This is a genomic window from Streptomyces sp. NPDC002588 (genome assembly GCF_040295925.1).
Taxonomy (GTDB): Bacteria; Actinomycetota; Actinomycetes; order Streptomycetales; family Streptomycetaceae; genus Streptomyces.
In genome coordinates this window covers 1-13,439 of record NZ_JBEOWF010000027.1, presented here as the reverse complement: position 1 = coordinate 13,439, position 13,439 = coordinate 1, and the positions used below count along the sequence as shown (strand labels likewise).

Below are 13,439 nucleotides of genomic sequence, written 5' to 3'. Positions count from 1 at the left end.
GCAAGCGGTACAAGGGCTTCCGGGCGGGCTGTGACGTGACTGTTTCGGTCTCGGACGCGACCGTCTCACCCGCTCGACGACGGGCCGGGAGCGGGCTTCGCCCCCTTCTTCAGGAACCCCATGTCCTCGTAGACCGGCGTCTGGAAACCGAAGGCGCCGGCATTGACGACGTTCTTCCTCGCGGCGGTGAGCTGGGGACGCTGGTAGAGGGGGATGGAGGCGGCCGCCGCCCAGATGCGGGAGTCGGCCTTGCGGAGCAGCGAGCGCTCCTCCTCGGCGTCCAGCGTGGAGATGGCCTGATCGAACAGCTGGTCGACCTGGTCCGTGCCGACGCGGGTGTAGTTCTGCTCGACGCTCAGCGAACCGTCGGCGCCCGGCACCGGCTTGGCGTAGATCGGCCGGGCGTCGGTGGCCGGGAACGCGGTGGCGGGCCAGGAGTAAAGGGCCAGGTCGTACTGGCCGGAGGCGATGTGGTCCTTGAAGTAGCTCTCGTCCTTGACCTTGACGGTCTCGGTGCGGATGCCGACCTTCTCCAGCATGCGCGAGATCCGGGCGGCGACCGTGCGCAGCGGCTCCGAGCCCGGCCCGGAAGGCAGCACGAACCGCAGCGACAGCGCCTTGCCGTCCTTCGCCAGCGCCCCGGCGGCGGCGCCGGCCGGAGCCGCGGTGCCCTTGGGGGCGTAGGCGCCGGGGGCGCCGCCCTGGTGGGCGTTCTGGTACTGCGTGCCCTCCTGCGCGAGCTGCCGCCCCGAACCGTCGCCCTCGGGATCCCGGTCCGAGTCTCGCCGCGCCTTGTCGTCCTCCCCCACGATGTACGTACCGTCGGAGTCCTCCTCCGCCTCCCCCTCGTCCCCGGCCTTCTTCCCTTCGGCCCCGGCCGCCTTCTCGCCCTTCTCCTCCTTGTCCTCCTTGTCCTCCTTGTCCTCGGCCTTCTCCTCCTCCGGCTTCTCCTCCTTGATCGGCCCCCCGGCCACCCACCCGGCGTCCGCGAGCAGCGCCTGCGCCTCGGCCGTGTCGTGGCCGCCGAGCGCTCCGCTGTTGTCGGCGTACGCCTCCTGACCGGACAGCGCGAGATGGCTGCCGACCGGCCGCGCGGGCAGCCCCAGCGGCTTCAGCACCAGCTCCGCCAGTTCCCGCCGGTCCAGCGCGCGGGCCACCGCCCGCCGCACCCGCTCGTCGGCGAGCGGCCCCTCCGCGCCGTTCAGGGCGAGCTGGGTGTACGCGGGCTCGAGCGAGCGCCGCACCTCGAAGTCGCGCAGCGCCTTCTGCTGCTTCTCCCACTTGGCGATCGCCTTGCGCAGCTTCTTGCGGGCGTACGTCTCCTCCTCCGCCGCCTCCTCGTCGGAACCGTGTGCGAGCGCCCAGGAGCGCAGTGCCTTCGCGGCGGTGCGGCCGGCGCCCGGGCCGGAGAGCGGTCCGGCCGCCGAGCCCTTCGCGGCGCCGGCGATGCGCTCGGCTGCGGCCGGATCGATCTCGGCGAGTTCGATCTTCCCGGAGGCCAGCGCGGCGGCCCGGTCGGCGCGGGGCACCGCCTTCAGCACGATCTCCGACAGCTTCGCCGGCTGCCCCCACCAGCGCGGGTTGCGGGTGAGCCGTACCTGCTCCCGCCCCCGCTCGACCTTCTTCACCAGGAACGGACCGGCGGTGACCTTCAGCGTGCCCCGCGCCCCGTCGTTGAACGACGAGGGCGTGCCCATGACGTCCTTCGGGTACAGCGGCGAGAACAGCGACTGCCAGTCGGCGTAGGGGCGGCTGAAGGTGACCCGGACCTCCAGGTCGTTGTCACCGCGCTCGATCTTCTCGATGCGGTCGTAGCCGGCGTTGCGGGCGGTCCAGTACGCGCTGTCCTTGCCGGACAGGGCACGCCACTGGGCGGCGAAGTCGGCGGCGCCGATCTCCCGGCCGTCGCTCCAGACCGCCTGCTGGTTCAGCTTGTAGAGCACGACCTGCTTGGGCTCGGTGTCGACGACCTTCGCGGACTCCAGGTAGTCGGCGTTGCGGCGGGCCCGTCCGTACGCGTCGAGCCGGTACAGGGACGGCAGCACGGCCTGGGCGATCCGGGTGGTGGTGGCGTCGGCGTCGGACTGGAAGGTGTTGAAGGTCTCCGGCACGGTGTCCACGGCCCAGTGCAGGGTGCCGCCGTCGGCGACCGCCGCGCGGGCCGCCGGGGCGATGTCCTGGGCGGCGAGCGGCCTGCTCGGCTCGTCCTCAGCGCCACAGCCGGCCAGCAGGGGGACCGCGAGCGCGCCCGCGGTGAGGAAGGCGGCCGAGCGCATGACCGAGCGCAGCCCGACGCCGTCGTAGGACATCGACATCTTTGGTACCTCTGATCACATTTGGAGGTATTTTGGACTTTGATCAGATCTACGACACTGAACACGGCCACTGAAGAGGAAAGGATTCGCCTGCCGAGGGCGACACGGCGGCCGGGGCGTCCGACCCCACTCGTGCGGAGCAACACGAACTCCCGCGTCCGCCAATCGCTGCACATGCCTTCACACCGACCGGTGTGACGCGCAACACTCGCAGGCGCATGAACGTTGCCGTCCAGGGCACAGCCCACGGAAGCGAGGTCACGTCATGTCCGTGCACGACGACCTGACTACGGTTCAACGCTGCCTCGACGACCTCTCCCGGTCCGTCGGCAAGCTGGAGCAGCAGCTCGGTGCCGGCGGTCTGGAGATGCGCCGGGTGCGCACCGACGCCGCCCACCTCAAGGAGAGCGTCGCGCTGCTGCGCGATGCCGCCTCCCATCCCGCGTCACCCCGCAAACCCGAGCTCGTCACCATCCCCGACACTCCGTACGACGACTCCCTGTGGATCGACACGGACGACGAGGGGCTGGGCGCGCGGGACCGGCACGCCCCCTGACCCCCATCTGAAGCGACCCGACCGGAGTCCTGCATTGGCCACTGGTACGGAACCTCCCTCGACCGACTCCCATCCCCCGGGCGGCGTACGCGGATCGACCCGCGCCGCGATCGCCGCCCCCCATCTGCGGACCGACCGCTGGTGGCTGGCGCCCGCCGCCACCGCCGCCGGTCTACTGGCGTTCATCGTCTACTCGACCTGGCGGGCCTTCGCGAACGCCGACTACTACGCGGCGCCGTACGTGTCGCCGTTCTACTCGCCGTGTCTGGCGGAGAACTGCCGGACCATGCGGGCCGGGCCCAACGCGGAGATCTTCGGCGGCTGGTGGGGCATCTCGCCCGCGATCATCATCCTGATCTTCCCGCTCGGCTTCCGCCTGACCTGCTACTACTACCGCAAGGCCTACTACCGGGGCTTCTGGGCCTCGCCCCCGGCCTGCGCGGTGGCCGAGCCGCACCAGAAGTACACCGGCGAGACGCGCTTCCCGCTGATCCTGCAGAACATCCACCGGTACTTCTTCTACGCCGCGATCGTCGTCGCCGGAATCCTGACCTACGACACCGTGCTCTCCTTCCGCGACGAGCACTACCGCTGGGGTCACATGGGCCTCGGCACCCTGGTCTTCCTGGCCAACATCACCCTGATCTGGGCGTACACGGTGTCCTGCCACTCCTGCCGGCACATCGTCGGCGGCAAGCTCAGGCACTTCTCCAGGCACCCGGTGCGCTACAAGGCCTGGCAGTTCGTCGGACGGCTCAACGCCCGGCACATGCAGCTCGCCTGGGCGTCGCTGCTGAGTGTGGCGGTCGCCGACTTCTACGTGTACCTGGTCGCGTCCGGCGCCTTCGACGATCCGAGGTTCTTCTAGATGCCGTCCGAGGTTCTTCCAGTGAGTGAGGCCTTCTGATGTCCGTGGTCGACCGTCAGGAGTGGGACGTCGTGGTCGTGGGCGCCGGCGGCGCCGGGCTGCGGGCCGCCATCGAGGCCCGCGAGCGCGGCGCGCGTACGGCCGTGATCTGCAAGTCGCTGTTCGGCAAGGCACACACCGTGATGGCCGAGGGCGGAATCGCCGCGGCGATGGCCAACGCCAACGAGCACGACAACTGGCAGGTCCACTTCCGCGACACCATGCGCGGCGGCAAGTTCCTCAACCAGTGGCGGATGGCGGAGCTGCACGCCCAGGAGGCCCCGGACCGGGTGTGGGAGCTGGAGACCTGGGGCGCGCTGTTCGACCGTACGAAGGACGGCCGGATCTCCCAGCGCAACTTCGGCGGCCACGAGTACCCGCGCCTCGCGCACGTCGGCGACCGCACCGGTCTGGAGCTGATCCGCACCCTCCAGCAGAAGATCGTGGCGCTCCAGCAGGAGGACGAGCGGGAGACCGGGGACTACGAGTCCCGGCTGAAGGTCTTCCAGGAGTGCACGGTCACACGCGTGCTCAAGGAGGGCGCACGGGTCTCCGGCGTCTTCGCCTACGAGCGCGAGACCGGCCGTTTCTTCGTCCTCGAGGCGCCGGCCGTGGTCATCGCGACCGGCGGTATCGGCAAGTCCTTCAAGGTCACGTCGAACTCGTGGGAGTACACGGGCGACGGCCACGCGCTGGCCCTGCTCGCGGGCGCGCCGCTGCTGAACATGGAGTTCGTGCAGTTCCACCCGACCGGCATGGTCTGGCCGCCGTCGGTGAAGGGCATCCTCGTCACGGAGTCCGTCCGCGGCGACGGCGGGGTGCTGCGGAACTCCGACGGGAAGCGCTTCATGTTCGACTACATCCCCGACGTCTTCAAGGAGAAGTACGCCCAGTCGGAGGAGGAGGGCGACCGCTGGTACGAGGACCCCGACAACAACCGGCGGCCGCCGGAACTGCTCCCCCGCGACGAGGTGGCCCGCGCGATCAACTCCGAGGTGAAGGCGGGCCGCGGCTCCCCGCACGGCGGGGTCTTCCTGGACGTGTCGACCCGGATGCCGGCCGAGACGATCAAACGCCGGCTGCCGTCCATGTACCACCAGTTCAAGGAGCTGGCGGACGTCGACATCACCGCGGAGGCGATGGAGGTCGGACCGACCTGCCACTACGTGATGGGCGGCATCGCGGTCGACTCCGAGACGGCGGCCGCGCGCGGGGTGCCGGGGCTGTTCGCGGCGGGTGAGGTGGCCGGCGGGATGCACGGCTCGAACCGGCTCGGCGGTAACTCGCTCTCCGACCTGCTGGTGTTCGGCCGCCGGGCGGGCCTGCACGCGGCCGAATACGCGACGGCCCAGGCCGTACGGCCGCCCGTGGACGACACGGAGATCGACGCGGCCGCCGCCGAAGCCCTGCGCCCCTTCTCCGCCGAGGCCGAACAGGCCGATCCGGCGGGCACGGGCACGGGCCCGGCCGAGAACCCGTACACCCTGCACCAGGAGCTCCAGCAGACGATGAACGACCTGGTCGGCATCATCCGCCGCGAGGGCGAGATGGAGCAGGCCCTGCACAAGCTGGCGGAGCTTCGGGGGCGGGCCAGGCGGGCCGGCGTCGAGGGCCACCGCCAGTTCAACCCCGGCTGGCACCTGGCCCTCGACCTGCGGAACATGCTGCTGGTCAGCGAGTGCGTGGCCCGGGCCGCGCTGGAGCGCACCGAGTCACGCGGCGGCCACACCCGCGAGGACCACCCGACGATGGAGCGGGCGTGGCGCAACGTCAACCTGCTGTGCCGGCTCACGGAGACCGTCGAGACCACCGCCGGCGACTCGATCGATCTCGTACGCGAGAACACCGACCCCATCCGCCCGGACCTGCTCGCCCTCTTCGAGAAGGAGGAGCTGGTCAAGTACCTCGCCGAAGAGGAGCTCTACGAGTGAGCAGCTACGAGGCCCGTTTCAAGGTGTGGCGGGGTGATGTGGGCGGCGGCGGTCTGGAGGACTTCGCGGTCGAGGTCAACGACGGCGAAGTGGTGCTGGACATCATCCACCGCCTCCAGGCCACCCAGGCGCCCGACCTGGCCGTGCGCTGGAACTGCAAGGCGGGCAAGTGCGGTTCGTGCTCGGCGGAGATCAACGGACGGCCCCGGCTGATGTGCATGACCCGTATGTCGGTGTTCACCCGCGAGGAGACCATCACGGTCACGCCCCTGCGCGCCTTCCCGGTGGTCCGCGACCTGGTGACGGACGTCGGCTTCAACTACCAGAAGGCGCGCGAGGTGCCGGCGTTCGTGCCGCCCGAGGGGGTCGGCCCGGGCGAGTACCGGATGTTCCAGGAGGACGTGGACCGGCCGCAGGAGTTCCGCAAGTGCATCGAGTGCTTCCTGTGCCAGGACACCTGCCATGTGGTGCGCGACCACGAGGAGAACAAGACGGCGTTCGCCGGGCCGCGCTTCCTCATGCGCGTCGCCGAACTCGACATGCATCCGCTGGACGCCGCCGAGGAGTCCGGCCTGGACCGCAAACGCACGGCCCAGGACGAACACGGTCTCGGCTACTGCAACATCACCAAGTGCTGCACGGAGGTCTGCCCCGAGGGCATCAAGATCACCGACAACGCTCTGATCCCGCTGAAGGAACGGGCCGTCGACCGGAAGTACGACCCGCTGGTGTGGCTGGGGTCGAAGATCAGAAGACGGTCTTCGTAGGCGGGAGGGTCGTGCGGCCCGGCCGCCGCGCGGGCGAGGGGGCGAGGTCGGCGGTGGTGAGGTGGTGTCGGGGGGGGTCGGTTCACGCGCAGAGTCTGTCTCCCGCCCGCTCACCTCACCCACCCCTTCTCGTACGACGTCCAGTCGGTCTCCGTCGCCGTGAAGTCCACGTACGCCGCCACCCCGAAGTTCTCGCGGTCCGCGTCGGTGCGGGACAGGCCCAGGCGGACGCCCCGGACGGCGGCGGCGACCGTCTCGGCGTGTGCCCAGTGACCGAAACGGTTCTCCCGGTAGAAGGGCAGCCCCATCAGCAGGTCGGTGCCGGGCGGGGTGACCTCCAGGGCGAGGGAGGTCTGCTGGGCGACGTAACCGCCGTAGGTGCTCTCGAGCGGCTGCATGGTGTCGTACGACATCACGGCGATCTGGTCGACCCGGCGGGCCACCTGCCCGAAGAACCGCTGCGACCACCACTTGGGGTGTCCGGTGGTCGTGCCCCAGAAGGAGTGGAAGCCGGGGAGGGGGTCGATCTGGTGGGCGGCGACGGAGAGCTGGGCGCCCCGCGCACGGGTGACCTCGTGGAGGCTGCCGAGCAGGGTGAGGTAGTTCCGGTCGCCTGAGTGCAGGGGCTCCAGGTCGAAGTGGGCGCCCTCGAAGCCGGCGGCGAGGATCTGGCGGGTCGACCGGACGACGGCGGCACGGGTCTCGGCCCGCTCAAGACGCATGCCGTCCGGACTCTCACTGGCGAGCACGTCACCGAGCCAGGCCTGGACGCGGATACCGGGCGCCTCCCGGTGCACGGCGGCGATGAACCAGGCGGCCTTGGGGTACGCCGACCCGGGGAGCGTCCCATCGTGTTCGAGGGGACCGGCGTGGACGTACAGATCCCGTATCCCGGTGTCTCGCAGCCGGCCGGCGAGAGCCTCGACGTCGGTGTCGTTCTTCCGCCCGTCGACCCAGGCGTGCCCCAGCCAGAGGGCGTCCTTGTTCCGGGTGTGCGTACCGTCGGCCGGGTCTCCCGAATAGTTCACCCCGAGGGAGATCTGAGAGGCGAGCACGGGGACGAGGAACAGCAGGACGAGCGCGAGAGCGAGCCGCCGCAGACGCTTGCGCCACGGACGAGGCGGCGCCTCCGGCCGTGCCACGGGCTCCGAGTCCGGCTGCGGCTGCGGCCCCGACTGTGACGCGGGCTCTGACGCGGGTTGCGACGCGGGTTCTGACGCCGGTTCTGACGCGGGCCGTGCCGCCGACTCCGGCGTCGGCTGTAACGCCTTGCCGTCGCCGGCTTCCGTGGCCTTGTGGGCTTCCATACCGTTCCCCCTCCTGTGCCACTTCGCCCCACCACCCCCGCCTCGGGTGCATCCCGCTCGCGCCGCCGCATTCGCCGCCATACGCTCCGAAATGTGACGTCATCCCTGTCCCGAGGCCGGCCGCGGCGTGCCAGGTCGCACATATCCGTGCGGGTGGCCCATGCCGTGATGGGCGGTGCGGTCGGGGTGGTGTGGCTGGTGTTGCCTGCGATGACGTCGGCGAACGAGCTGCCGGTTGCGATCAAGGGGCCCGCGCCCGCCGCGAGCGCCGCCGCACCCCAGGACGACGAGACGTCCGCGGCGGACCTGGTGCTGCCGCTGGTGGCGGTCGGCGCGGTGGGCGCGATCGCGGGGTACGGGTACGTGCGCCGGGTACGGCGGGCCCGCGAGCGGACCACACCCGGAAGGGTGAGCGGCCCCGCGACCGCGAGTGCGGAGCCGTCCCTCGCCGGCCCGGACGCGGAGGCCTGCGCGGCACTCGTCCACGCCGACGACCGGCTTCGCGCGGCCCGCGCCGAACTCGGCTTCGCCGAGGGGCTCCTCGGGGCGGGGGCCGTCGTCCGCTTCGAGCGGGCGCTGTACGACGCCGAGGGCGAACTGGCCGCCGCCTTCCGGATGCGGCAGCGGTACGACGAGGGCGTGCCCGAGGAGGAGGCCGCCCGACGGCACGCGCTCGCGGGGATCGTCGGGCGGTGCGAGGAGGCGGGGCGGCGGCTGGACTCGGTGGCCGACGACTTCACGGCGCTGAGGACGACGGCGGAGGCCCTGCCCTTCGCCGAGGCGCGCTTCCGGGAGCTGACGGCCCGCACCACGGCGGCCGAGGCCCTCCTCGCCCGGCTCGCGCGGCGCTACGCACCCACCGCGACCTCCTCCGTCACCGGCAACGTCGAACAGGCCAAGGACCGGCTGCTGTTCGCCACCGCCCGGCTCAACCTGGCCCGCCAGGCGGCCGATTCGGGCCGGGCGGAGGACTCCGACCGCGAACTGCGCGCCGCCGAGGGTGCCGTGGCGCAGGCGGCCGTCTTCCTCGCGGGCGTCGACCGGGTGGCCGCCGAACTGCGGGACGCCGAGGAGATGGTTCCGGCCGCGCTCACCGGCGCGGAGGCGGACCTGTCGACGGTACGGCGGCACACGTTCCGGTACGACGAGCCGCACCCCCGCCTTCTGGGCGCCGACGCCGTACTGGCCTCCGTACGGCAGGAGTTGACGTCCAGCCAGCCGTACGACCCGCTGGCCGCCCTGCGCCGGATCGTACGGGCCACCGCGCCGCTCGCCTCGGGGCGGGCCGGGGTGCTGCCGGCCGCCGCGCTGTCCGTCGCCCGCGCCGCGACCGCCGCGGCGGACGACTTCGTCACGACACACCGGGGCGCGGTGGGGGCCACGGCCCGCACCCGGCTGACGGAGGCGCGGCTGCTGCTCGCGGCCGGGGCGCCGGCCGACGCCGAGCGCGTCGACGAACTGGCCCTGGAGGCACGTCGGCTGGCCGAACAGGACGTACGACTGCACGGGAACCCCGCGCGGGGAGCGCCGGCGGATTCGGCGGAGGCCGCGACCGGCGCCGCCGGTGCGGTCATCGGGGGGATCCTCCCGGGCGACGCGTCCGACGACGGGCGCCCCTCATCGGGGTTCAGCGGGCTCTGAGCCAAGTGGGCTGAAATCGACCCTGGTTGTGTCGGATCGGTGACGATTCCAAAGCGCCGTCAGTACCCTTTTGTAAGATGATGTGATCTTGTCGTTATTGATGCCGGCGGGACGAGACGGACACACGGGGGTGTGGAGCGCATGATCAAGCCGGAGGAGATCCCTCAGTTCACCGGGAATCTGTTCCAGCTGGAGCTGGCCCACGCGGACCTGAGAAAGGACGCCGGCAACGTCCGGACGACCGGCAGCGACATCGACGCCCAGTTCCAGGGGTTGTCGGCGTTCTACCACGCGCCGGAGGCGGAGCAGCTGTTCGCGACGACGAAGCCGGTCAAGGACCGCGCGGACGACTTCGCCACCGACCTGGAGACGGTGTCGGGTGCGCTGTCGTCGTACGCGACGGAGATCCGCCCGCTCGTCTCGAAGCTGCTGGAGCTGAAGACGAAGGCGACCACGTTCGTCGCGTCGGTGAAGGACGACGACGACTGGGAGTACGACGAGGACAAGGTCGACGAGCACAACCAGCTCCGCGACGACATCACCACGACGGTGGCGGCGTTCTGGGCCGCGGAGCGGACCTGCCACAACAAGATCACCGCGATCTGGGGCGGGACCCAGATGGTCGCCGGGGACGGTTCGGACCGCAAGGACCAGTACGGCTTCAACGCCGAGGACCTCAAGAACGCGAAACTCCCCTGGGGCGACCCGGTGGACGAGAAGCACCACTGGTACGAGGTCGGCCACTGGGTGAAGTCCTTTGTGTGGGACGGCCTGATCGTGGACGGTATCTGGGGCACCATCAAGGGCCTGGGCACGCTGGTGGGTTTCGGCGGCTGGGACGCGATGGGCCAGGCCTGGAAGGGCCTCGCGCAGCTCGCGACGGGTCTTGCGCTTGCCTCGATCCCGGGTGTGGGGACGGCGTTCTGGCTGATCCCCGACGACAAACTCCCGTCCTGGATCCGTGATTCGCGCACCGCGATGAAGGAGACCGGCAAGGCGCTGGTGGCGTGGGACGAGTGGGGCAAGAACCCCGGCCGGGCGGCCGGCGCGGTCACCTTCAACGTCCTGACGACCGTCTTCACCGGCGGTGCGGGCAGTGCGGCATCGGGCGCCGGCAAAGCGGGCGCGGTCGCCAAGGCCCTCTCCCTCGCGGGCAAGGCCGGCAAGATCATCGACCCGATGACGTACGTCGCCAAGGGCGCGGGCGCGGGCCTGTCGAAGATCGGCGACATCACGAAGGCGCTCAAGGGCGTCGGCAACATCGAGATCCCGAAACTCCCCGACAACGCCATCACGCTCCCCGAGGGCACCGTCAAACTCCCCGACGGCACGATCCACCTCCCGGAGGGCGCCGCGATCCCGGAAGGCGCCACCAAACTCCCCGACGGCAACATCAAACTGCCCGACGACGTACCGGCCCTGCCGGAGAACACCACGAAGCTGCCCGCGGGCGAGACCGCCCCGGCGCAGTACTTCGACCCGAAGGGCAACCTCCTCGACGAGCACGGCAACGTCGTCCAGAGCGTGACAGACGCTCCCACCGACGTGGTCGACAAGGGCACGGGCACCCCGCCCGCGGGCTCGGACGTCCCCCACACCCCGTCCCCGGTGAAGGAACCGGCCCTGGTCGGCGCGGGCACGCACACCGCCGACAACGCCGCCCAGCACATCAACCTGGGCAACAGCCTCGACAACAACCTCGGCGACATCGGCCGCGTCGGCGACGACGCCACGACCACCCCCGTGGTCCACGCGGGCGACAACCTCCCCGGCACCAGCCTGGGCGACCACCTGCCGGGCGGCACCGCGGACCACCTCCCCGGCGGCGGAGTCGGCGACAACATGCCGACAAACAGCATCGACACCCACACACCCACGGGCACCGGGGACAACGCGGTGCCCGGCACCGGGGACAATCCGCCGGGCGGCCAAGGCCATCACGTACCGTCCAACAGCCTGGACAACGCTGCACCCGGCACCGCGGGCACCGGCCTGAGCCCCGGTGGCCCCGGCGGTCCGATCGCCTCCAGCGCCCTGGACGACCTGGCCGCCCGGTTCGGCGACGACGCCCTCGGCGACATCGCCCACACCGGGGACGACCTGGGCGACATGGGCAGGGTCGACGACGAAGCGGGCACTCCCACACACCACGCGGACGAGGGTGCGGGCGCCACGGACGAGTCACAGCCGACGCGGACGCCTGAGGAACAGCAGCGGATTATCGAGGAGCAACTCCACAAGGCCAATACCGACCCGGACTGGTTCAAGGATCACTACCGCTCGGACGGCCACCGGCACAGCACCGACCTGGTCGACAGCAACGGCGATCCCCTGCCCATCCTTGCCAAGGATGCAGACGGCAACTGGATCGCCCGGGACACGATGCCCTCCAAGCAGCCGCCCCCAAGGCTGCACCCGGACCCGGTCAGCACCGACTCCCTCGGCAAGGCCCAGATCGACCACCTCGACGACGTGGCGAAGGACCGGCATGTTGCCGCAGAACTCACCGCGGCTGAGAAAGCGGCCAAGGCGCATCCGACTGACACGTCACTGCACGACGCTCTCACCGAGGCACAGAAGGAATTCGACAGGCGGCTGGCAGGTACGCCCAACAACAGCGCCATCGCCGAGCGCCTTGGTGAGGAGGCAGCCAGCGTCCACGTCATTCCGGAGCGGTTCCCGGACTACACACCGGTGACGCTGCCGAAGACGGCCAACGGCGCCAACATGTTCGACCAGCTGTACAAGCGGGAGGACGGCAGCTACCTGATCGTCGAGGCGAAGGCCCCGAAGAGCGACTTGATCTGGCGCCAGGGCGCCGGCCCGGCGAAGGGCTGGATGGTCCGGCAAGGCACCTCGGAGTACGTCCACACGATCATCGCCGAGATGTTGACCCGCAAGGGAGCGGACATCCGCATAGCACGCGACCTCCTCCGGGCGTGGAAGGATGGCAAGCTGGATTACGTCCTGGTCAAGGCCAACGAGAACACCGGCAGCTATGTCGGGTCCACGTTGGAGCAGTTCCCGATCAACTACAAGCTCGACTAAGAGGAGAGCGTCAGTGGTCACGACCGTTCCCCGCCACGAGTACGCCACGGACGACGTGCCGGACACTCTCGACGCCCTCGGCGAGACCGCGAACTGGATCCTCGACGAGTTCGCCGACTCGCCCGTCCTGCGTCCCCAGGCGCTGAGCACGGCGCTTACCCTGGCGCAACAGCACTGTGCCATAGACCCGCAAGCAGTGAAGTTCGAGACCTGGGAAGCCTGGGTCACGGCCATGCAGACCGGATCCGCGCTCTTCGCCGCCGCAACCGCACCCGACGGCACGAGCGTCATCTGTCGCATCAAGGAGCAGGAGCGCACGCTCCCCGCCACCGGACCCGAATCCCATCTGAACGCGGGGACGTGGGTCACGGCCTTCTACCTGGCAATGATCTGCCGCGACAATGACCGCCTGCGCGGACTGGCCGAGGTGCCCGTCTCCTTGCTGCGAGATTCCGGCGCGGTGTTCGACGAGTACATCTACTCCTGGGTGGAGGCGCTGCAGAGCTTCTGGCTCGGCCGCCAGGACGTGGGCGACAAACTCGTAGCGGCGGTCGACGGCACCGCCCCCGATGCGCTGCGGTACGCGGACGCGGATCTGATGTCGAAGATCCTTTATCCGCCGCTGATCCTGCTTTACCGCGTCATCCGCCGCGACCCCGCTCAATTCAACAAGGCGCTGACAGACGCACTGCGCTGGCACAAGGCGTACTGGACCGCTGACGAGGACCGCGCGACCAGCGCCGACGGACTCATCGCCCTCGGCCCGCTGGCCATGGCCTGCCTCGCCCGTGACCAGGGCATCCCCGTGGATGTCGAGTCCGAGTACCTGCCCGAGGCTCTTCTGAAGTACGCCTGGATCGGCGAGATCGAGTACTAGGGCGTGTTTCGAAAGTAGCGTCGTCTGCCCGAAGGGCAGGCCTGGCGGCGTCTGGTGCGTGCGATCGCAAGGCGGAGGGTCGCCCCGATA

General features: G+C 70.4%; 9 protein-coding genes. 7 read left to right on the top strand and 2 right to left on the bottom strand.

Translation table 11 applies throughout. From position 1 onward, the window contains the following. Window positions 1–65 precede the first annotated feature (65 nt). On the bottom strand, window positions 66–2,309 hold the full coding sequence (locus ABT057_RS28340) for an ABC transporter family substrate-binding protein (protein ID WP_352346549.1): 2,244 nt from the start codon (window positions 2,307–2,309) through the stop codon (window positions 66–68). 271 nt (window positions 2,310–2,580) lie between these two features. Here ABT057_RS28340 and ABT057_RS28335 point away from each other — a divergent pair, with 271 nt between their 5' ends. From ABT057_RS28335 to ABT057_RS28320, 4 genes are read left to right on the top strand one after another with little or no spacing between them, the layout of a single operon-like run. After that, window positions 2,581–2,871, top strand: coding sequence for an Rv0250c family protein (locus ABT057_RS28335; protein ID WP_352346437.1), 291 nt, complete (start codon window positions 2,581–2,583; stop codon window positions 2,869–2,871). A 34-nt stretch (window positions 2,872–2,905) separates the two neighbouring features. Then, the gene (sdhC, locus tag ABT057_RS28330) at window positions 2,906–3,739 is read left to right on the top strand and encodes a succinate dehydrogenase subunit SdhC (RefSeq protein ID WP_352346436.1); all 834 of its coding nucleotides are present in this window, start codon (window positions 2,906–2,908) and stop codon (window positions 3,737–3,739) included. A 38-nt stretch (window positions 3,740–3,777) separates the two neighbouring features. Further along, complete coding sequence (locus ABT057_RS28325) at window positions 3,778–5,709, top strand: fumarate reductase/succinate dehydrogenase flavoprotein subunit (RefSeq protein ID WP_352346435.1); 1,932 nt, start codon at window positions 3,778–3,780, stop codon at window positions 5,707–5,709. Further along, window positions 5,706–6,476: a succinate dehydrogenase/fumarate reductase iron-sulfur subunit gene (locus ABT057_RS28320; RefSeq protein ID WP_352346434.1), complete on the top strand. Its 771-nt coding sequence runs from the start codon at window positions 5,706–5,708 to the stop codon at window positions 6,474–6,476. Before ABT057_RS28325 ends, ABT057_RS28320 begins: the two co-directional genes overlap by 4 nt. A 110-nt stretch (window positions 6,477–6,586) precedes the next feature. On the opposite strand, the gene ABT057_RS28315 is transcribed toward ABT057_RS28320, so the two are convergent. Then, the gene (locus ABT057_RS28315; RefSeq protein ID WP_502973972.1) at window positions 6,587–7,618 is read right to left on the bottom strand and encodes a glycoside hydrolase family 18 protein; all 1,032 of its coding nucleotides are present in this window, start codon (window positions 7,616–7,618) and stop codon (window positions 6,587–6,589) included. 258 nt (window positions 7,619–7,876) lie between these two features. On the opposite strand from ABT057_RS28315, the gene ABT057_RS28310 reads away from it, so the two are divergent. From ABT057_RS28310 to ABT057_RS28300, 3 genes are all read left to right on the top strand, one after another. Then, window positions 7,877–9,424 (top strand): hypothetical protein, encoded by a 1,548-nt coding sequence (locus ABT057_RS28310; RefSeq protein ID WP_352346432.1) that lies wholly within the window; start codon window positions 7,877–7,879, stop codon window positions 9,422–9,424. Between the two features lie 141 nt (window positions 9,425–9,565). Further along, window positions 9,566–12,472: a hypothetical protein gene (locus ABT057_RS28305; RefSeq protein ID WP_352346431.1), complete on the top strand. Its 2,907-nt coding sequence runs from the start codon at window positions 9,566–9,568 to the stop codon at window positions 12,470–12,472. A gap of 13 nt (window positions 12,473–12,485) precedes the next feature. Continuing rightward, window positions 12,486–13,349, top strand: coding sequence for an immunity 49 family protein (locus tag ABT057_RS28300; protein ID WP_352346430.1), 864 nt, complete (start codon window positions 12,486–12,488; stop codon window positions 13,347–13,349). Window positions 13,350–13,439: the final 90 nt, after the last annotated feature.

Coding starts and splice junctions, on each gene's coding strand:
- ABT057_RS28340 (WP_352346549.1), bottom strand. CDS start 2,309: ATGTCCTACGACGGCGTCGGGCTGCGCTCGGTCATGCGCTCGGCCGCC.
- ABT057_RS28335 (WP_352346437.1), top strand. CDS start 2,581: ATGTCCGTGCACGACGACCTGACTACGGTTCAACGCTGCCTCGACGAC.
- ABT057_RS28325 (WP_352346435.1), top strand. CDS start 3,778: ATGTCCGTGGTCGACCGTCAGGAGTGGGACGTCGTGGTCGTGGGCGCC.
- ABT057_RS28305 (WP_352346431.1), top strand. CDS start 9,566: ATGATCAAGCCGGAGGAGATCCCTCAGTTCACCGGGAATCTGTTCCAG.